The organism is Paenibacillus sp. FSL E2-0178 (assembly GCF_038593005.1).
GTDB lineage: Bacteria > Bacillota > Bacilli > Paenibacillales > Paenibacillaceae > Paenibacillus_AQ > Paenibacillus_AQ phytohabitans.
The window spans coordinates 5156129-5177255 of sequence record NZ_CP151953.1 but is presented as its reverse complement, the minus strand read 5'-3'; the positions used below and the strand labels follow the sequence as shown (position 1 = coordinate 5177255).

General features: G+C 51.4%; 16 protein-coding genes. 3 read left to right on the top strand and 13 right to left on the bottom strand.

What is annotated here, in order from left to right:
• Positions 1-136: 136 nt before the first annotated feature.
• The 7 genes from MHI42_RS22515 to MHI42_RS22485 all read right to left on the bottom strand — a co-directional run bounded on the left by MHI42_RS22515 (position 137) and on the right by MHI42_RS22485 (position 8204).
• Complete coding sequence (locus tag MHI42_RS22515) at positions 137-769, bottom strand: ThuA domain-containing protein (protein WP_039305493.1); 633 nt, start codon at positions 767-769, stop codon at positions 137-139.
• A 201-nt stretch (positions 770-970) separates the two neighbouring features.
• Positions 971-1783: a uroporphyrinogen-III synthase gene (locus tag MHI42_RS22510; protein WP_340989462.1), complete on the bottom strand. Its 813-nt coding sequence runs from the start codon at positions 1781-1783 to the stop codon at positions 971-973.
• 91 nt (positions 1784-1874) lie between these two features.
• Positions 1875-3929, bottom strand: a complete 2055-nt coding sequence (locus MHI42_RS22505; protein WP_342420712.1) for a methyl-accepting chemotaxis protein — start codon at positions 3927-3929, stop codon at positions 1875-1877.
• 238 nt (positions 3930-4167) lie between these two features.
• The gene (locus tag MHI42_RS22500; protein WP_039305505.1) at positions 4168-4563 is read right to left on the bottom strand and encodes a transcriptional repressor; all 396 of its coding nucleotides are present in this window, start codon (positions 4561-4563) and stop codon (positions 4168-4170) included.
• Positions 4564-4636: 73 nt separating this feature from the next.
• Positions 4637-5743, bottom strand: a complete 1107-nt coding sequence (locus tag MHI42_RS22495; RefSeq protein ID WP_171720714.1) for a Ger(x)C family spore germination protein — start codon at positions 5741-5743, stop codon at positions 4637-4639.
• The gene (locus tag MHI42_RS22490) at positions 5740-6837 is read right to left on the bottom strand and encodes a GerAB/ArcD/ProY family transporter (protein ID WP_171720715.1); all 1098 of its coding nucleotides are present in this window, start codon (positions 6835-6837) and stop codon (positions 5740-5742) included. The genes MHI42_RS22495 and MHI42_RS22490 overlap by 4 nt, the downstream gene beginning before the upstream one ends.
• Positions 6837-8204, bottom strand: a complete 1368-nt coding sequence (locus MHI42_RS22485; RefSeq protein ID WP_171720716.1) for a spore germination protein — start codon at positions 8202-8204, stop codon at positions 6837-6839. Before MHI42_RS22485 ends, MHI42_RS22490 begins: the two co-directional genes overlap by 1 nt.
• A 156-nt stretch (positions 8205-8360) precedes the next feature.
• Between MHI42_RS22485 and MHI42_RS22480 the strand changes: the two genes are divergently transcribed.
• The 3 genes from MHI42_RS22480 to MHI42_RS22470 all read left to right on the top strand — a co-directional run bounded on the left by MHI42_RS22480 (position 8361) and on the right by MHI42_RS22470 (position 11151).
• On the top strand, positions 8361-9914 hold the full coding sequence (locus MHI42_RS22480) for an FAD-dependent oxidoreductase (protein WP_342420711.1): 1554 nt from the start codon (positions 8361-8363) through the stop codon (positions 9912-9914).
• 164 nt (positions 9915-10078) lie between these two features.
• Positions 10079-10798 carry a 3-ketoacyl-ACP reductase gene (locus tag MHI42_RS22475; protein WP_039305517.1) on the top strand — a complete coding sequence of 240 codons (720 nt, stop codon included), beginning with the start codon at positions 10079-10081 and terminating at the stop codon, positions 10796-10798.
• A gap of 41 nt (positions 10799-10839) precedes the next feature.
• Entirely contained in the window at positions 10840-11151 is a 312-nt protein-coding gene (locus tag MHI42_RS22470; RefSeq protein ID WP_342420710.1) for an antibiotic biosynthesis monooxygenase, read from the top strand.
• A 95-nt stretch (positions 11152-11246) separates the two neighbouring features.
• Here the strand turns inward: MHI42_RS22470 and MHI42_RS22465 are convergent, their stop codons facing one another.
• From MHI42_RS22465 to MHI42_RS22440, 6 genes are all read right to left on the bottom strand, one after another.
• Positions 11247-13472: an MMPL family transporter gene (locus tag MHI42_RS22465; RefSeq protein ID WP_342420709.1), complete on the bottom strand. Its 2226-nt coding sequence runs from the start codon at positions 13470-13472 to the stop codon at positions 11247-11249.
• A gap of 538 nt (positions 13473-14010) precedes the next feature.
• Positions 14011-14823 carry a hypothetical protein gene (locus tag MHI42_RS22460; RefSeq protein WP_340989474.1) on the bottom strand — a complete coding sequence of 271 codons (813 nt, stop codon included), beginning with the start codon at positions 14821-14823 and terminating at the stop codon, positions 14011-14013.
• A 456-nt stretch (positions 14824-15279) separates the two neighbouring features.
• The gene (locus tag MHI42_RS22455) at positions 15280-17184 is read right to left on the bottom strand and encodes an ABC transporter ATP-binding protein (protein WP_281365940.1); all 1905 of its coding nucleotides are present in this window, start codon (positions 17182-17184) and stop codon (positions 15280-15282) included.
• Entirely contained in the window at positions 17181-18941 is a 1761-nt protein-coding gene (locus MHI42_RS22450) for an ABC transporter ATP-binding protein (RefSeq protein WP_171720720.1), read from the bottom strand. Before MHI42_RS22450 ends, MHI42_RS22455 begins: the two co-directional genes overlap by 4 nt.
• Positions 18934-19320, bottom strand: a complete 387-nt coding sequence (locus MHI42_RS22445) for a MarR family transcriptional regulator (RefSeq protein ID WP_052422143.1) — start codon at positions 19318-19320, stop codon at positions 18934-18936. Before MHI42_RS22445 ends, MHI42_RS22450 begins: the two co-directional genes overlap by 8 nt.
• A 346-nt stretch (positions 19321-19666) precedes the next feature.
• Positions 19667-21073: a DNA-binding protein gene (locus MHI42_RS22440; RefSeq protein WP_342420708.1), complete on the bottom strand. Its 1407-nt coding sequence runs from the start codon at positions 21071-21073 to the stop codon at positions 19667-19669.
• Between the last annotated feature and the right edge of the window lie 54 nt (positions 21074-21127).

Below are 21127 nucleotides of genomic sequence, written 5' to 3'. Positions count from 1 at the left end.
CAGTTATGGTTAGAGTATACCCCTTAGCGGGCCAATTCACAAAATAACCCCACAAAGTGGGGCCAAATCTTCGATGATTACTCAGGTACTTTGCGGGGACCCCAAAATATATACTGTCTTTCACAAAAGTCCGGGGTTATCTCGGAATCCGTGCCGCCCAGGTGGCTGCGCGCAGAATCAGCTGGCGGACTGCCGGATGACGGAACGAAGGCTCATGATGGCCGGGCATAAGGTAGACAACCCGTCCCTGACCGTAGCTGTGGCACCAGGCCGCAGGCAGCATTTCCCCGTCCGCTTCATATTCAAGCAGAATCTTCTTATCGGTGAAGGGGTCGAACTCGAAACGGTACGGCTCTTCATCGAGCTGGAAATCCTCAATGCCTTCGGTGATATCATGTTCCCGCACCTTGAAATTCAGCGGTGCATAGGGAGGATGTCCGGTGAATCTGCCGCCGATCAGATGTGCCAGCTCATACCGCTTCGCCAGCGAAACACCGGTATGCAGGACAATCAGGCCGCCGCCGCCGCTTACATAACTCAGCAAACCCGCCGTCTGCTGGGGAGATACGGTTTCGTTCCATAATTCGTTATATGCAATGCAGAGATCATATCCTGCCAAATGTTCGCTTAACAGCAGCTTTTTATTCTCCGAGCACTGTACGGTCAGAAGATCATTCAGAATCTCGCTGACCTGCTTGTCTACGCCTTGCAGCGGGTGAAACCGTGGGTGGGTATAATCGCCAAGTAACAGGCATTTTCTCTTATCCATGGGTCTCCTCCTCCTTATTTCTTTATCTTTGTAGTTGAACGTTGCCTATTATTCTAAGGAAAACAGCTCCCGATGTCCATAAAACGGGCTGCTTTTATAGTAAGAATACGCTAATCCGGGTTGTCCAAAAAGAATTCCCGTCCTGTACCGGACGGGAATTCCTGCTCTGGGTGCCTGTGCAGCCCGGCCTGGTGCTACCGGTTACCGGGAAGCCGCGATATAACGGCCCAGCTCTACGAACATGCTGCCCATCCGTTCATGCTCCGGCATAATGATCCGCTTCACGCCCTCTTCCTTGAGGGCTTCAGAGGTAAGCCGGCCGACAGATACAGCCAGCACCTTATCCTCCAAAGCCTGAACGAGTTCTTCCAGCCTGCCCTGCTCCCGCGCATACTGCGCCAGGAAACGGAATTGCGGAGCACTTGTGAAGGCTACCGCGTTCACCCGGCCTTCTGTAATATCCGCCAGCAGCAGGGCCAGCGCTCCCGGCTCCGGCTGCGTGTACCGGTACGGCTGCACCCAGCTGACCTCTGCTCCCGCCTGCTCCAGCCACTGGACCAGATGCGGGGCAGACTCTCCGTGCAGCTGCAGTCTGACCCGCTTGCCCTGCAAATCCCAATCCTGCAAACCGCGGATCAGCCCTTTGGTGCTGCCGTCATCGTCGCGCACCACGGGCTCCAGCCCCCGCTTCTTCAAGGCATTGACTGTCTTATAGCCGCGCGCAGCAATAGGTGAAGCGGAGAGAACTTCCAGGAAGCGGTCCGCAAGCTCCAGCTTCGCGGCCATCTCGAACAATGCGTCGATTCCCATTCCGGTCGTCAGAACTGCCAGGTCCGGCGGCTGGTCTGTCCAGGCCGTCAGCCCGTCACGCAGTGCAGCATCATCGAGAAATGACGTCCCCTGGGCGGGACGGTGCAGCGCAGTCCCACCCATATTCTGTATCAGCTTGGCCATTTCTTCCGCCTTGCGCGGACCCGCCAGGGCAATGGTAATGCCCTTCAATTGCTCTGCCATGAATGCTTCTCTCCTTCGTCACCCCATATTATTGCTTATCAGTATACTTGCAAAAGGAGGTAAAAGGGAAGACCGCAGCGCACTTTCTGCTTCAGGAATTCCGCTGGTCTCCGGAACTACCGCTACTCTGCCGGACGGTATCCGCTGCACCCGGAGCCGGATTTCCCGGATATAATTTAAATTTGCCGACCAGCCGCTGCAGTTCATCGGCAAGATGGCTCAGATCTGCCGAGGAAGAAGCGATCTCTTCCACCGATGCCAGCTGCTGCTGGGCAGCAGCGGAGATAGTTTCGGTATTGCCTGCCGCCTCCTGGGTGATCCCTCGGATCTCTCCGATGGCCTTCTCCATACTATCCGCTTCTGCCGTCAGCGTATGCACTGCCCCATTCATCGCCTCAATCTTCTCCGCCGCCCCTTTAACCGCCCTGCGGATCCGTGAGAAGGAGCGTCCGGTCGTATCGACCGCCATAATGCCTTCGGATACCCGGTTCTTCGCATACTCCATGGTAGCTGTAGCCTGGATCATCTCTGCATTAATTGAAGTAATCTGTTCGGAGATCATTCTTGCCGACTTCTCTGATTCTTCAGCCAGCTTGCGCACCTCTGAGGCGACAACCGCGAAGCCGCGGCCCTGCTCGCCTGCTCTGGCCGCTTCAATGGAAGCATTCAGCGCCAGCAGGTTGGTCTGCCGCGAGATCCCGGTAATTACACCGACAATCCCCTGGATCTGTCCGGTCCGCTCGTTAAGCTTATCAATGACCCCGCCCAGCTCCTCTACCGTTTCATGAATCCCGTTGATCTTATCGACTACGCTGATTACAGATTCATTCCCCTCTGAAGCAGAGAGCGAGGTCTTGTCCATCATCGCAGATACCTGCTCCATGAATCCGGAAATATGCTCTACCTCGCTTGTAGTGGCAGCCGTACTTATCATTCCTTTATTGACACTGTTAACCTGGCGCTCTGTTCCGGCCGCTACCTCCTGGATCGCTATCGTAACATGCTCTATCGCTTTGGTAGTCTGCTCAGCCCCCGCTGTCAGTTCCTCGGCGGATGAGGAGACATTGTCGGTCATCTCCTGCACACCGGTAATCATCTGCCGCAGATTGCCGACCATCAGGCGGAAATTCTCAGCCAGCAGGCCAATCTCATCTCTGCGGAAGTCCCCGATATCCTGTGACAAGTCGCCCCCGGCGATTAGCTCTGTCGCTCTGCGCAGCCGCATCAGCGGCTTCAGGATCGACGAGACATTGAAGTAGATAAGCACCAGCGCCAGCAATACAGAAACAGAGATTACAATTAATACCGTCTCCCGGATATCACTCGTCGCACGGGTAATCTCATTCTTACTGATGGTTCCCCCGATTCTCCAGCCGGTCAGCTCATTCACCATGAAGGTCATCTTCTTGGAGGAATCCTTATAGTCATAATCGAAGCTGCCGCTCTCACTTTCGAACATTTGCTTCACGAAATCAAGTGAGGACTCCTCGCCAATAGCTTCGGTCGGGTGAACCAGGAATTTCTTGCTGCTGTCGATAATCAGAATATAACCTTCTTCGCCTACCTTGATATCTGTCAGATCAGCCAGCGAAGACAGGTTCAGATCCAGACCCACTACCCCGTTCCCGCCTTCCAGCACTGCTGAAATTGCAATAGCCGACTCATTATTCACGGTCTGGAATACCGGTGAGATCACAATCCCGCTGCCATGCTTAAGCGCATTGATATAAGCGTTCTCCTTGCGCGGGTCATAGCCGTCCGGCAGCTGGATATCGGCCGCACGGATACCCTTGCCTTTACTGGTTCCGGCATAAATATCAAGCACATCGGAATGCAGTTTGGCATACTCCTTAAGTCTGGCCTCCAGTGCAGGCGCCCCCGCCCCCGCCGCTTCATTGTTAATAGAATCCGCCGTGAGCTGCGCAGCGAAGTAGTTAATATCATCAATTTTGGATTGAATGTTTGCATCGATAATTTCGTTAACCGCCACTACACTTTCCGTGGCATTTTGGGTGAGCTGCTCCCCGACTTTACTGCTGGCCGATTGATAGGTCTGCCAGCCTATAATGATGCTGGGTACAAGCAAAACAAGCAAATATGTAAGAATTAGCTTCGTGCGGATGGTCAGACGCGCCTTTTTATTCATATGATGGGCTCACTCTCTCTTTCTTTATGGGTCTTAAGCACGATAAATCTGCAGCCTCAATATATAATTAAATATCGCCCCTGGAAATCCTCTTTTCTCCGGGAATTCATTATAATTCTCCTATGTTGCTTAATAATTTTCATATATACACAGCAAAAAACCGTTTTTATGAAAACGGTCTTTTGTTATATTTATTCAGTTTGGTGTGCAGCAGCCTTCCAACCGGACAGCCTGGCTTCTAGTGCGAATTCTTATTCCGGCAGGCTGGACATACGCCTCCAAATACAACATGTGTATGGGTGATGGAATAACCTGTATCCTCCGCCACCGTATCGATCCACGCCTGCGGAACCTGACTCATCACTTCATCCACTGCGCCGCAGATTTCACAGATAATATGCTGATGGTCGTCCAGACGGGCATCATATCTGCTGGCCGCCTCTCCGAGCTTCAGTTCACGAATCATTTGTTTATCCGAAAGATACCGCAGCGAATTATAGACAGTCCCATAGGCCAGGTTATGCCCCTGCTCTACAAGACGGTTCATTACTTCCGCAGCAGTAGGATGGTCATGGGAATTACGGACGATATCATACACGGCCTGACGTTGAGAGGTTAAATTCAGCGTTCTCATCTTTATCATCCTCTAACTTGTTTTTAGATCAAGTATAAGTCCTAGTGCCGGAAGCGTCAATCCGGGCGGGACTCTATTTGATCATTCCCGAGTATTTCACATCCACATCCGCCTTAACCTGAAATTTCAGCCGGGGATACAGACTCTCCCACACCGCCATTTCTGTGTCATTATTCCAGTGCCGGGCCCCGTAATGCAGCCCCCAGCCCATAGGGTCCATCCCGCTGTCCCGGATTTTGATCAGCAATGCTGTAACTGCCTTGCTGAGTTCCGCTGCACCTGACTCCCCGATCTCCTTCAGCATGTGGTGAGTTACCATATCCTCTGTACTATTTTCCTCCAGAATTGCCCGGATCTTAATGTTGTACCGGATGTACGGGTTATCCTCCTGCTGCGTCACAATCCGGTAGCTGGAGGAGCTGCTCTCTGTGTAGTACTGGTACATCCCGCCGCCTAAGTGAGCCGGAAAGTTCGTCCGCAGATTGGACCGGGACAGCAGATTGAACAGTCTGGTCTCGTCCGGCGTGAGAACAAGCTTGATTTTTTTCTTATCCAGCAGAGCAATCTTATCGATCAGGAACTGCTCTTCCCCCTGCGCTTCAATAATAGGCAGAATAGGATCAATGCCATTCTCATAAATGCTCCGCATCAGCTGATAGGAATACACACTGGAGATAAATGGCGACTCCGTACCCTGTCCGCTCATCGCCAGAATCAGCGAGTTGGACGGGATTCGCTCGGACGGCGGCTTCACCTGCAATACTTCCAGCGCCCCCGGCCTTCCAACGGCAAAATTCAGGATCAGCTGGATATCTCTGCGCCGCACCGCCCAGTCCGTCACATGCCGGATGTCTTTGGCAGCGATTTGCTCACCCAGGATCAGTGACTTGCAGTGGACATAGTCCAGCTCCTTCTCCACTTTGGACTTCATCCTGCGCAGTGCCTCGGAGATACTCTCCGATTCCTCGGTGAGGATCTGCATCTTCTCGTCGATCTTGGTCACATCCCCTTGAGGAATGGCCAGCTTCAGGCTAACCTTGAATGTCCCTTCCACCTTGCCAGGGTCAATCCCGATCGCGACCACAAATATTCTCCGGTCGATATCTTTGAAATTGCAGCCTGTCACTGTCATGCACACCAGCAACAACAGGAGGAAGACTGCACCCTTTTTGGTTCTCATGCCCTCCGCCTCCTTACAATCCAGTAGCACCAGAACAGCAGGAGAATCAGCAGCAGCTCCCCGTACCAGCGGATATGCAGCAGGAATACTCCAAGCATATTAAGGTCGTATTGATCCATACGCATAAGGGCGAGGGCTCCGGCAGCAAATAGGACCAGAATGACGATCTCCTGACGCAGTTTTTTCTTAGGCTTCTTAGCTGTGGAGGGCAACAGGCTGAGCAGCAGCTCTTTGCCGACATGCCACTGGATGATAGCACTGACCAGAGATAACGTAATGTAGGCGAAATAGAAGATATACAGCATGCGTTCGATCAGGAAAGCTTCGATGCGGATGCTGTCCGCCGTTGTAAACCACGTGTACACATGCCGTTCGATGCCAACGGTCCCGTGATATCCGATCGGCACAAAAAAGCATATGGCAAGCACCAGAAAACCTTCCAGACTTAGAATCCATATATGCTTGAGCTTCAGTCCATGAAATACCCGGTTGAACACCGCCAGATTGATATAACCGCTGAAGGTAAACGTTGCCGCTGCAATACTGTTCATATCCGGGGCATGCAGGGAATGCGTCATCACCTGCAGCACGGCATCCCAGCTGAAGTCCGGATTAATAATCGCCTTGACTGTTGTATACAGAATTAAAGGCAGGGTAATCCCCAGCGTAACCTCCAGCCCGTAGAGCAATGACAGCGAGTCTATCCGGGAACACAGGCAGACAACGGCCAGGAAGCCGAATAATATTGCATACGGCCCTGTATCCGGGCTGATAAAACGCAGCGTAATGTCCACAAAGGACAGCAGAATCAGCGCCCCGGCCATATACCAGAGAACCGCATACACAAAAATCAGCGGAGCAGCCAGCAGCTTAGGCAAGGCCGACCCGAAGATTTCCGGCAGTCCCTGTCCGGGGAATTTATTGATAACTTTGGTGAACAAGTAGATAAACAGGGTGCCCGTAGCCACCGCAACCAGAATGGAGGACTGCGCCCCGTCAAAGCGGGCATCGATCAGCTCCCGGGGGGCGAAATTAATGATGTTGATCAGGGTATTCATGAGAAAAAGACAATAGAAATAGCGGCTCTTAGCCATCACTCCCCACCGCTTTTCTTCCTCAGGGTCGTTCCCAGCGTATCGAGGAAAAACAACTTGAAATACGGCTGGCCGAAGCTGCGCTGGCTGCATAAATACATGGTGAAGCCCACCAGGCAGATGACAACACCGACGAGACCGAGTACTGCCGCAGCTACGACGAAGAAATATTTCAGCACACGGATAGAGAAGCTCATCATATTCAGCGGAATCAGGAAATTGGATATCGCCACAACGGAGACCAGAATAATCATAATGTTGCCGATCAGTCCTGCCGCAGTAGCGGCTTGGCCCAGTATCAGACCGCCAACCGTAGTGGCCGTCGGACCAATAGCCCGGGGCAGCCGCAAGCTCGCTTCGGTCAGAAATTCCATCATAATCATCATCAGAATGACCTCGACAAAAGAAGGATAAGGCACTGTAGCACGGCTTCCCCCGATCAGCAGGGCAATCTGCACACGCACAATCTCCGGATTATAGGAGGTGAAGGCAATGTACAGGGCAGGCAGCCACAGCGTCATGGCCACACCGAGAATGCGCAGCAGCTTTAAGAAACGTCCAACAAAGGGAAGATGGATTTTATCATCCATAGCTGTGAAGAAGTCATTGAATATAGACGGGAGCACAATGGCATATCCGGTAGTGTCCAGCATTACAGCAACCTTGCCTTCAGCCAAATTGAACACCACCCGGTCCGGGCGCTCAGTAACGATCGTTTTGGGGAAAATGCGCAGCTTGTCGCTGCTGATATATTTCTCCAGCTCACCGGCAGCCTGCAGAACATCCAGCTTAAGAGAGTCCAGCTTCTCTTTTAATTCGGCCAGAACATTGTGGTTCACTCTGCTCTCGTCATAGAGTATAGCCACCTTGGTCTTGGACACGTTGCCGATGATGGTGAACTCCATCTTCAGTGACGAGGACTGATAACGCCGCCGGATCAGGTTCAGATTAACCGCCAGACTCTCGCCCAGCGCATCTGACGGGCCTTGGCTGATACTCTCGGTTATCGTTTCTTTAACACCGCTAACCTCAGCCTTGAGCGCATCGAAGAAGCAGAGCCGGCCGGCCTGGCCTATACAGGCATAACCGCTAAGCAGAAGGTCCAGCGCACGCGTCCCCTCTGTAACTTCCTCACTTCCGGGGTAATCCGCAATGTAGCTATAGTAAGCTGCCGGATCGCCCATCTCGTAGAACGGTGCAACCACATTCCGGCTGATGGTCTGTCCATCCGTAACACTCTTGATATACAGCAGGCTGACCTCTCCAGAGGGAACGGCCATGATCTTGTCCTCCAGGTCACCGAAACCGCTCAGCTGTCCCCTGATCCATTCCAGGGTCACTCCCTGCTTATGCAATTGTCCTGACATGGATCATTCTCCCTCCAGGCCCGAATCACCGGGGACTTCCCCTTATTTTGGCACTGTCGCCCTCTTTTCATGCACCTTCTGCCGGGCTACGGCGTTTCTTTTGCCGGAAGTGTGGTAATAAATGAAATGAATACTGACTAATGGAGGGATCAACTCATGAATTCACAGGATCACCGCTCGCAAGGTCTTCCGCAATTTCCGGAATCCTTATGGAGGGGCAGCACGGAGCTGCCCTCTTTTCCGGAGCTTGCGGAAGATCATGTCACAGACGTAGCCATTGTCGGAGCAGGCATTACGGGTATTACGACAGCTTATTTGCTGTCCAAGGCGGGATATAAGGTCACTCTGCTCGAAGCAGGGGAGATCCTCGGCGGTACCACCGGCTTCACCAGCGCCAAAATCTCCGCCCAGCACGGCATGATCTACAGCGATCTGTTGAAGCACTTTGGGGAAGAACAGGCCCGGCTCTATTTCCAGTCAAACAGTGAAGCGCTGGAGTGGATGATAGCTACGGCGGAAGAACTGGGGCTGTCCTGCGGGTTGACGCGGGAACCTGCGTATCTGTATGCCGATATGGGAGATGAGAAGACGCTCAAGCAGCTGGCCGCTGAATTCGAGGCCTACAGCAAGCTTGGATTGCCCGGAGAATGGCTGGATCAGGTTTCGCTGCCACTCAGAGCCGGCGGTGCGATCAAGCTGCCCGGACAAGCCCGTTTTCATCCGCTGGAGTACCTGAAAGGGCTGCTGCAGGTCGTGCTGGACAAGGGCGGCACGGTATACGAGCATACGATGATTGGTGAAAGGGTCGATACGGACGGGCATCTCACCCTCTATACCGAAGGGGAGAAGTTCAAAATTAAATGCCGCCATGCCGTATCCGCTTCCCATTTCCCATTCTATGATGGAGGCTCTCTCTATTTCTCACGGCTGCACGCGGAGCGGTCCTATTGCCTGGCTATTGAGCCGGAAGCTGATTATGAGGGCGGCATGTACCTGAGTGCCAGTGAACCTACCCGCTCGCTGCGCGCGGTGGAATGGGGCGGGCAGAAGCTGGTTATCGTCGGCGGGAATAACCATAAGACCGGACAGGGCATCTGCACCTTCGGCCACTATGAGAATCTGGAGAAGTTTGCGGGAGAACTGCTCGGCATCCGCAGCATTCCCTTCCGCTGGTCGGCGCAGGATCTGATCACCCTGGACCGGGTTCCCTACATCGGCAAGCGGGCAGAGGATGAAGAAATCTATATTGCCACCGGCTTCGGCAAATGGGGCATGACCAGCGGAACGCTGGCTGCGCGCCTGATTGCGGACGGAATTGCAGGCAGCAGCAACCCTTATAAGGAGCTGTACGATCCGTCACGCTTCAAGGCTAATCCGGGCATCAAAAATTTCATTGTACAGAACTTCTCGGTCGCCAAAGAGCTTGTAGCCGGAAAAGTGGAGATTATCCATAAAAAAACAGACGAGCTTGCGCCGGACGAAGGGGCCGTTGTTTTCCATGACGGCAAACGGGTTGGCGGCTACCGCGACCCTGAGGGCAAGCTGCATCTCGTGGACAGAACCTGCACACATATGGGCTGTGAATGCGAATGGAATGACGGGGAACGCTCCTGGGATTGCCCGTGCCACGGCTCCCGCTTCTCTTATGAGGGCGATGTGCTCGAAGGACCGGCAACAGTGCCGCTTAAGAACCTCACAGCCAAGCTGTGAGCCTGCTTCATATACAGCAGTGTGCAGAGACATTCCAATTAGAATGGACTGTCTTGTCCCTCTCCGCCTGTTCCGGCGTGATTGTCTCTGTCCGCTCAGGTATAATAGCCTTATGTTCATCCAATATATAGAATTTCCTATCTTAAGGAGCGTGACGACAGGTTATGGATTTAAGAGGAACCAGTATTGTAATTACAGGTGCAGGTAAAGGAATCGGCAAAGCACTCGCGATGGCACTCGCTAAAGAAGGCGCCAACCTGGGGCTTATCTCCCGAACTTCAGCAGATCTGGAGGCATTGAAATCGGCATTGACTGAGGTATATGACATCAAGGTCAGCATTGCTGTAGCTGATATCGCGGTGCGTGAGGAAGCAGAGCGGGCGGTTGTCGCCCTGCAGAATGACCTGGGCCCGTTCGATGCGCTTATCAACAATGCCGGGATTGCCCAGTTTGGCACCTTCCTGGAGATGGACCCTGCTGACTGGGAGCGCCATATGCAGATCAATCTGTTCGGCACTTATTATGTAACCCGCGCGGCACTGCCTGCTATGATTGAACGTTCCAGCGGTAACATCATCAATATCTCTTCCACGGCAGGAGAACGCGGCTTCGCTACAGGCTCAGCCTATTGTGCTTCCAAATTCGCTCTGATGGGTATGACGGAAGCGCTGGCGATGGAGGTCCGCAAGCATAATATCCGTGTCGTGGCACTGACCCCCAGCACCGTCAACACAGGTCTGGCCACCGGTGCCGGCCTGAAGATCGGCGATGAAGACCGGATGATGCAGCCCGAGGATGTGGCCGAGCTGACACTCGCTGCCTTGAAGCTTCCAGACCGCGTCTTCCTGAAGACTGCTGGCATCTGGACGACCAATCCGCAATAACAATGGCAGATTACACCCACACCCTATGAGGAGGACTTGGCATGCTGGTAGTAACCAACACGATTAAGATCAAAGAAGGACATGGCGAAGCACTGGCCTCGCGTTTCGGGGCAGATAATGGGGTGCAGAGCATGCCCGGATTTATCCGCATGGAGGTCTGGCAGGGCGCGCCCAAAGAAGGCGTGGAGGAACTGAAGATCTGTACTGTCTGGGAGAGCGAGGAAGCGCTGAGCGGCTGGACGTCCAGCCCCGCCTTCCGCGATTCGCACCGCGGGGCCGGCCGGAATGAAGCCATTGTCGGCGCCTCACTCGACAAGTATGAGCTGATACTCAGCCGAAATCCCGGTAACTGAATCTAGCCGTTACGCATATACACAACAGGGATGCCCCGCAGCCTTTAAGGCTTGACGGGGCATCCCTGTTATTGCTTCTGTAGTTCACAATCCGGTTATTCGCGGCCCGCTGCCGGAGACTCGCTCACGTCCTGATGCTTGCCCGGCCAGAAGGCCCGGCGGCCCAGAAGCACGGTGATGGCCGGAACCAGGAACGGCCGGACCACGAAGGTATCGAGCAGCACGCCAATCGCGGTGATGATGCCGAATTGCACCAGCACCTGAATCGGCAGACTTGCCAATACGGCGAACGTACCTGCCAGAATGAGTCCGGCAGAGGTGATTACCGATCCGGTTTCGTTCACGCCTTCGGCGATGGCCTGCTTCAGCGGCATCACTTTACGCTTTTTCCAGATATTCGAGATCATGAAGATGTTATAATCCTCGCCCAGCGCTACCAGGAAGACGAAGGAATAGAGCGGAATTGCGCCTTGAATTGCATCTGCACCGAGCAGATAATGAATAATTATCCAGCCCAGACCGAGTGCCGAGAAGAAGGAGAGAATTACTGTAGCCACCAGATAAATGGTCGCTACTACAGATCGGAGATAGATCAGCAGGAGCACTGTAATCATCCCGATAACCACGGGTATAATCAGGTCGGTATCCCGTTCCCCAAGCTCCTTGGTATCATGCTGGGTGGCGGTCTGTCCGCTAATCCATACCTTATCCTGCGCGTTCTCAATTCCCGACTCCGCCAGTGCCTGCTCTACCGTAGCCTGAAGCGCCGGAATGTGATTCATTGCCTCGATGGAATACGGATTGGCCTTGAATTCAATATCATATGCAGTGATGTTCTTATTGACGGCCCCCTGCTGCGGATCAGACACCACGTCCACATAGGACAGGCCGCTCAGGATGACCTTCAGATCTTCTCCGCCGCTCAGGCCCTCTGTATCCACCATCAGCTTGGCTGGTGCCAGCTCTCCGGGAGAGAACTGCTTGCCGATCAGGTCGAACCCTTCACGCGATTCCATATCTTTCGGGAAGGAGGACAGGATATCATAGGTGAATTTAATTCCGCTGGAGAACGAGGCGAGAATGCCCAATACCACCACGGTTACTCCTACGATCGCCCATGGCCGGGAAATGACAAGATGCCCGATTCCTTTTTTGGACGAACGCTTCGGCTCCGGTACCGGCTTCCCCTTGGCCTTGGCCCGCTCAATCTCCATTTGCGGAGTGCGCGGAACAAACGGGAAGAACGAGGTTCGCCCGAATATAGCCAATAGTGCCGGAACCAGCGTCAGACTGGCAATCCCCATAATCAGAATGGAGACACTGAACGGAACCGCAAAGCGGTGGTACGCCCCGTATTTGGCCAGCAGCAGCGCGAAGAGCGCAAGCACAACTGTGAATCCGCTCATGGCGATCGCTCCGGAGGAATGGGTGATTGCACTCAGCAGTGCACGCCCCTTATTCTCCTCAACCTTCAGCATCTGGCGGAACCGGGAAATCATAAACAGACAGTAGTCTGTCCCCGCCCCGAAGAGCAGCACCGTCATAATAGATACGGCCTGCGAATCCACCGTAATCCAGCCTTCCTCTGCCATCTTGCCGAGCAGCGGACTGGTCACGCCATAAGCAAAGCCCACGCCAATGAGCGGTATCAATGCCAGAATCGGCGATCGGTAGATCAGGAGCAGGAAGACCAGCACCAGAATTACCGTTGCAATCAGCAGAGAAACGTCGGCATTCTTGAACAGGCCTGTGGCATCTACCGATATCCCGACAGGGCCGGTAACCCGCAGGCTTAAGTCGCCGCTGGCTGGCTTTACTGAAGAAGGGTCTGTTCCTGTTTCAGTACTTACCAGCTTCTTCATCTCAGTCAGCGATTCCCCGAGCTGGTCACTGTCTGCCTTCTTGTCAAACAGCACCGGTGTGACGAGTGTGCTTCTATCCTCCGACAGTGAAGCCTGCAGCGCCTGCGGCGGCAGCTGTCCAAGCGGCGGAACAAAGTTCTGATGCGCGAGCGGCTGCTGTTCAAGCTTGGAGTATACAGCAGTTATATGTAAGAGATCATCCTCTGTTAAGCCGCCTTCACGATGCCATACCAGCAAGGCCGGTACGCCGCTTCCGGCAGGGAATTCTGCCTCTGCAAGGGCTGCTGCGCGGACAGATTGCGAATCCTCCGGCAGGTTGGGCGCGTTATTGACAACCTGCGAGTTCACTGAAGGCCAGATCATAGTCAAAGCCCCTACAACTGCAATCCACACCAGAAGGGTAATCCATTTTGTTTTGCCTCCTGCTACCCATTTACCGTAGCCTGACATTCCTTTCATCCTCTCTCCCATCCGCAGGCCTAAAATGAGCCGCGGGTCATTTTTACTATCCTTATCATATATACCCTAAAAATTTAAATCAAACCTTTTTTATGTTAACAAAGCTGAAAGGGGTTCTATTCTGTTCCCCGGCAAAACAAACAGGCCCGCAAATCGCCATAAGCGATATGCGGACCCTCGTATATTGGATTCCCTACCTCTACGCTTCTACAGTTTCCCTGTTAAACGCTAAAGCTGATGAATGTTTAAGATTTCTTGAGCTCTCCGGTTCCATTAATCCAGAAAACTCCAGTACTGATCTGCTACTTTTTTTTCTGCTTATCAGCGATATATAAAAGTATTCCTATGATAGCCAGCAAAAAAAGATATAAAGAATCATCACCGCTAACTAAGCGTACTCCAAATAGGGAAGACACACCAACCAATAAATAAAAAACAGAAATTGTAATTATCATGTAAATGTAGACCATTTACTCTCCCCATGTCTTATGTACGGGGGCAAATCACAATTCATTGCTGCTCCAGTACATATTATTTTTTAATAAGTGAAATTAAAACGATCAGTAAAATCTTCTATTGCTGCTCCCGAAAAGTCTACACTAAAAAAATTTAAAATAGCCAATGCTGCTCCGGGAATTAGTTTATGAGCATAACCGAGTGCTACAGAACCCGTTTGTCCGGCGTATGATTTTGCTACCCTTATTTCCTGCTTTAAATATCCATCTTGTGATTGATCTCCAGTCGAAATAATATTGATCTCTACTGCATCCCCATCATTTTCTTGTTTTTGAGTTTTATTTGTATATTGGAATAATTGTGGATCTGATCTCCAATTATGAACGCTATAAGGTGCTCCGTAAGGTGTGGCCTGGCTCTGCCAAGCCATTCCAAGCGTGTCTGTAAAACAGAAAGTAGGTGCTTTTGCCCAATTATACTGTGCATATATATTATAGCTATTTTCGGAGCTATTAGGTGAACTGTTTTTTGTTGCAAATCCATATAAAGAAAAATTGCCTTCTTGGACAGACCTTGTGGAAAATTGATTAGAAGAAACTACTTTCCCCTCTTCATCTATAATGGTTTTTACAGGATTCAATTTTTCAGCCTTAATTTTTATGCCGCCATCACTGACAATCTGCTTTTTTAAAGCTAAGGATATAAAACTGGTTTCTTCAGTCGTAAACCCCATTTGCCCAAGATAATCATTAAGCTCAGATTCGGAAAGCGTATTTGTATTCTCTAAAGGGGCTATATACTCTGGCTCTGCAACAACGTTATCAGATGCGAAAACAGGAAACGAGAAAAGAAGCATCAAAGCAAAAGATAAAAAGAAGGCAGAAGCTTTTTTCATAAATAAACCTCCATTGGTAATTTTCAGCAGCCGGCCTACCGCTGTATATATTACCATTTTTTCACTTTAATCTCTCGCTTAATTATTACAATTATTTTAATTTTTTTAAAAAAATAATAAATTTTAATATTTATAACACCTCTCACCACGAAGAGATAGCGAGAAAAGATTCTTATTTTTGAGAACGATGTCAACGCTGACTTTTAATACGGTAGTCCATCTTCACCTAGAAACAAGAGAGCAATAACGGTGCATATAGAAAACAATCCAAAGATTAAGGGGTACTAGGTAACGCTTAATAGACCCACGTCCATAGTGTCCCCACATAACAGGACAGTCCTGCAAAGCCCTTAAGCGATTAGCGAGATTAACCAAAAAAATAAAGCCCCTATATCCTCAGCAGAGTTGCTGTGACATTAGGGCTTTATGAGCCTATTACTTATTTTGGAAGGTGATTCACCCTACATCCGGCAGATCATCCCCGGAGAACTGGCTGTTGTAGAGGTCGGCGTAGAAGCCGCCTGCTTCGAGTAGCTCCAGATGGGTGCCCTTCTCAATCACGCTGCCCTGATTCATAACCAGAATCAGATCCGCATCACGGATGGTGGACAGGCGGTGAGCGATGACGAAGCTGGTTCTGCCGTTCATCAGCGTATTCATAGCCTTCTGGATCTGCACCTCCGTGCGGGTATCGACGCTGCTGGTGGCTTCATCCAGAATCAGGATTGAAGGATCGGCCAGAATTGCCCGGGCAATAGTAAGCAGCTGCTTTTGTCCTTGGGAGATGTTCGAGGCTTCCTCGTTCAGTATCGTGTTATAGCCCAGCGGCAGCGTGCGGATGAAGTGGTCGGCATGAGCAGCCTTCGCTGCCCGGACCACATCAGCCTCCGTAGCACCTTCCCGGCCGTAAGCGATATTGTCACGGATGGTGCCGTTGAACAGCCAGGTATCCTGGAGCACCATACCGAATTTGCTGCGCAGCTCGCTGCGCTTCATATTGGTGATGTTGACACCATCGATCACAATTTCCCCGCCGCTGATCTCATAGAAGCGCATCAGCAGGTTGATCAGGGTCGTTTTACCGGCTCCGGTCGGACCTACGATTGCAATAGTCTGTCCCGGGCTGACCTCGATATTCATGTCTTCAATGAGGATAGCATCCTCTTTGTAGCCGAACTTCACGTGGCGGAATTCCACGGAGCCCTCTTCTGCATCCGCTGGACGTTTCGCAAGTGAAGTCCCCACTTCTGGAACTTCCTCTTCTTCATCCAGCAGTTCAAATACACGTTCCGCCGAAGCGATGGTGGACTGGATGATGTTGGCGATATTGGCTGTCTGCGTAATCGGCATAGTGAACTGGCGCGAATACTGGATGAAGGCCTGGATGTCCCCGACATCAATCGCTTTTTTGGTTACGAAGATCCCGCCGACCACACAGACCAGCACATAACCAAGGTTCCCGATAAACATCATCAGCGGCATAATAATCCCGGAGATGAACTGGGATCTCCAGCCGGAATTGTACAGGTCATCATTAATTTTGTTGAAGTCCTTCAAAGAGTTCTTCTCGCGTCCGAACGCTTTGATAATACGGTGTCCGGTATACATTTCCTCAACATGGCCGTTCAGCTGTCCCAGCGACTTCTGCTGGCCGATGAAATAGGTCTGTGAGCGTTTGGTGATCAGCATAATGACCACGAAGCTCAGCGGCAGCGTTACTATGGTAATCAACGTCAGCCACGGGCTGATGGTCAGCATCATTACGATGACACCAATAATCGTCACAACGGACGTAATAAGCTGGGTCAAGCTCTGCTGCAGGGTAGTACTGATATTGTCCACATCATTGGTCGCCCGGCTTAATATTTCCCCGTGTGTCCGGGAATCGAAATACTTCAGTGGCAGCCGTTCAAGCTTGCTGTTGATCTGCTCACGCATATCATATACGACCTTCTGCGCCACACCGGCCATTACATACTGCTGTATATAACTGAACAGTGAGCTTAACAGATACAGTCCGGCCAGGAGAATCAGAATATCATTAATATAGCCAAAATCAATCTCCGCTCCAGCTACACCCATCAGCTTGCCATAGGCGCCTTCAAACAATTTGGTGGTAGCTCTACCCATTACTTTAGGGCTGAAAATGCTGAATATGGTACTGGCAATTGCCATCACAAACACAATAATCAGCTGAACCTGGCGCGGGCGCAAATACCGGGTCAGGCGCCGCAGCGTTCCCTTGAAATCCTTGGCTTTCTCGGCCGGCATTCTCATGCCCGGACCGCCGGGACCTCCGCCCGGTCCGAAGCCGCCACCTGAACGCCGGGGCGGTTTCATGTCTCTATTCTGCTCACTCATGCTATTTCCTCCTCTGACAACTGCGAGGATACGATCTCGCGGTACACCTCATTGTTATCCAGCAGCTCACGGTGTGTGCCCATTCCGACAATCTCGCCGTCATCCAGTACGATAATCCGGTCTGCATCCATAACCGTACTGACACGCTGTGCGACAATAAGGACTGTAGATTCTGTAGTCTCCCCCTTCAGGGCAGCACGCAGCTTGGCATCGGTCTTGAAGTCAAGCGCCGAGAAGCTGTCATCGAACAGATACACTTCCGGTTTCCGTACCAGTGCACGGGCAATGGACAAACGCTGTTTCTGGCCGCCGGAGACATTGCCCCCGCCCTGGGAGATTTCCGAATTGAAACCGTCCTTCATAGCCGTTACGAAATCATAGGCCTGGGCCACTTTAGCAGCATGAATGATTTCTTCATCTGTAGCATCCTCTTTACCGTAACGGATATTCTCGTTGATGGTACCGGTGAACAGCACGGCTTTTTGCGGGATATAACCAATCTTGCTCCGCAGATCCTCCTGCGTCATCTGGCGAACATCCACTCCATCGACGCGGATCGCACCTTCAATAGCATCATAGAATCTTGGAATCATGCTTAGCAGCGTTGATTTACCTGACCCGGTTCCCCCGATAATAGCTGTAATCTCGCCGGGGCGTGCACTGAAGGTAATTCCGGACAGCGCAGGCTGTTCAGCTCCCGGGTAAGAGAAGGATACGTTGTCGAACTCCACAAAACCGTGCATTCCGTCACGGCCGTCCGCATGGGTAGCTGTAGCCGTAGTCTTCAGGTCTGCGGTTGTCGGATCCGTAATTTCAGGCTGCATATCGAGGACTTCATTGATACGCAGTGCAGAGGCAGAGGCTCTTGGAATCAGGACAAACATCATCGAAACCATGATGAGGGAGAACATAATCTGCATTGCATATTGAATGAAGGCCATTAGTGAACCTACCTGAAGATCGCCGTCGCCAATCCGGATTCCACCATAATAGAGGATAGCGATCATGGAGAAGTTCATCACGATCATCATCAGCGGCATCAGTCCGGCCATAACCTTATTCACCTTGATTGCAGTATCCGTCAGATCTGCATTGGCCAGGCTAAACCGCTTATTCTCATGATCAATCCGGTTGAACGAGCGGATTACGCGGATACCGGTCAAATGCTCACGCAGCACAAGGTTTAATTTATCCAGCTTGATCTGGATGGCTTTAAACAGCGGAAGCCCCTTCATTCCAATGAAGAAGATCGCTCCAACCAGCAGCGGAATCACCACTACAAAGATCAGCGAGAGCTTGGCATCCTCGGACACCGCCATAATGATCCCGCCGATCATCATCATCGGAGCACCAATCATCATGCGAAGCATCATAGTTAATACGGTCTGGACTTGTGTAATATCGTTGGTAGTACGTGTAATTAATGAAGCCGTACCCAGCTTGTCGAATTCATGCAGCGTGAAGTTCTCGACATGGTTGAACATCCGTGACCGGGTGTTCTTACCGAAGCCGGCTGCAACCTTAGCCGACAGATAGCTGGCAATAATGGAGCAGACTGCACCGCCGGCCGCTACCAGCAGCATGAAGCCGCCGATTCTCCAGATATAAGGCTGATCGCCATCTACAATCCCCTTGTCAATAATGTCACTCATCAGGGTCGGGAGATACAAATCCCCCATGGACTGCAGGAATACGAGAATCAGTACTGCGGCTATCGCCAGTCGGAAGGGTCTCAAATGCTTTAGTAATTTAATCAAGTTTCTCATCTCCGTTCATTTGTAACCGGTCTAGATTAGGCGGAGGATTGTCTTTCATGAAGGCATGTACTTTAAGCAGCAGCTCTGCCAGCTGGTCAGACTCTTCCTCACCCAGATACTCCACCATTTTGTTAAGCGTGGTGTCCATGTGCTTCTTGGCCTTGCGGGTAATAATTTTCCCCTGTTCCGTCAACTTGATGCGTACCACTCTCCGGTCGGAGGCGTCGGCTTGCCGTTCCACCATCTGCTTAGCCTCCAGACTGTTGATCAGCTGTGTGACCGTGGGCGGAGTCAGCCCCAGAAAGCGGCTGATTTCAGAAACCTTGAGTCCTACATCAGATGAATGGGACGCCCGTGCAATACATATCAATAAAGTCATCTCACTTGGCTTATGACCCTCCACGGAATGATGCAGGTGGCCTTTGCGCAGCTTCCGGAGTGCGGAGAAAAGCTTGTGTCCGACTGAATTTTCATCTTCTCTATTTATCCCAATGTTCCCACCTCTTTTTTAGTTAGGTATACAAATAATTAAACACTATATTAATTAGGCTACCTAATTATATTTTCCGGGCAAACCTTTGTCAATTCCTGAATACGCTATCAATTATTACAGATTGAAGAACGCAGTATAACGGATCATTGTACTTTTTTTCACATAATCATGCACAAATGCTCCCTCGACACGGTTGGCCGGGGAGTGATCCTCAGATAAGGTAATGATAAAGCTAAATAACGCCAAAACGCGGGCTCTCATGATCAGTTATTTCGTCGCGCTGTCTTACCTCCCGTAGCAGCTCCCTGTAAGCGGTCTGCTGGGTGTCGGATGAGGCGTCTCTGTTCAATTCGAACAGGGTCACACAATTAATGAAGTCCTTGCCGCTATTCAGCCTGACGGTTAGCCGCAGACATTGAATAATATAGTCAATTCCTTTGGAGTACTGTTTACGGGAGATATAATACATGGCTATCTGGTAATAGAGGCGGTACACACGGTCTACATTAATCGGGTCCTGAAATTGTTCAAAACGCAGCATCTCCCTGGAAAAGCGTGACAGCACAGCGTCTGCTGAGAATCTGAAACGGTTGGCCGACTCCAGAATAATGACCATGCCGGATAGAATTTCACCGGGATGCTCTGCCAAAAAAGCTATATATGCCGGCAGCACCGAAGTATTGCCCATTAATATCTCAAGGGTAAAGCTATTGGCTACAGCAAACAGCCGGAAGCTATCCACGGCACTGCGCCCTTCATCATCAAGCAGCTCAAACCATCCCAGATCCGCATAACCGGCGGTGTATTTCTTGGCCTGCTCATATTCCCCACGCTTAGTAAGCGCCGAAGCCTTCATTAGATAGCCATGGCCATAATAGACTACCAGCGGGCGTTCCGCCTGGAAAGCCTCCACCCGTTTCCCCTTGCTTCTGCGCAGCTCCTCGCGGTAGATTCCATGGGCTAATGCCCTTAGCTCATCGGCAAATTTCTCTACATCCTTCCAGCGGTGCAGGGCAAAGCATACCTTCGCCAGCTTAAGCAGCCCGTCGAGCTGCATGTCCTCGGGAAGCAGACCGCGGAACGGCTCAAAGCAGATTACAGCGCGCAGCTTCTGTTCCATATCCACATCAGGCGTAGACTGCAGGGATTTGAAAATACGGTACTGGCTGATGGCCAGCCGTTCTGAGTAGCTATCCGGCTCATTCTCTACAATAAGCCTGTAGAACACGACCGATTCCTGTGTCTTGCCGCTGCAGAACAGCCTCTCCGCAACCGTATAGATGATATCCAGCGGCCTGGGGTATTCCATAATTCTGCCTAACACTTCATCAATACACTGCCGCTTGCCAATTTCGGCACAGCGGACCAAAAAAGGCTCCACACGGCGGCGGGAAATTCTGTCCTCACTAAAGCACTCTTCCACATATAGCGGATACAGCCAGCCCTCCGGGAATCCGAATGCCCGCGTCATCGCATCCAGTTGTCCCAGAGAAATCGGCTTGGACGGATTGCCATGAAGGATCGCACTGAGACTGCCGCGGTTGAGTCCGGATATTTTGGCAAATGAGGCAAGATTATGGCCCGAGCGGGACAAATTTTTCTCAATTTCCGTTCGTAGCGTTGTCAGTTTCGCCTCCACCCGGCACCTCCTCAAGGATTCACTTGTAACCCTTCTATTTATTGCCATTATAGG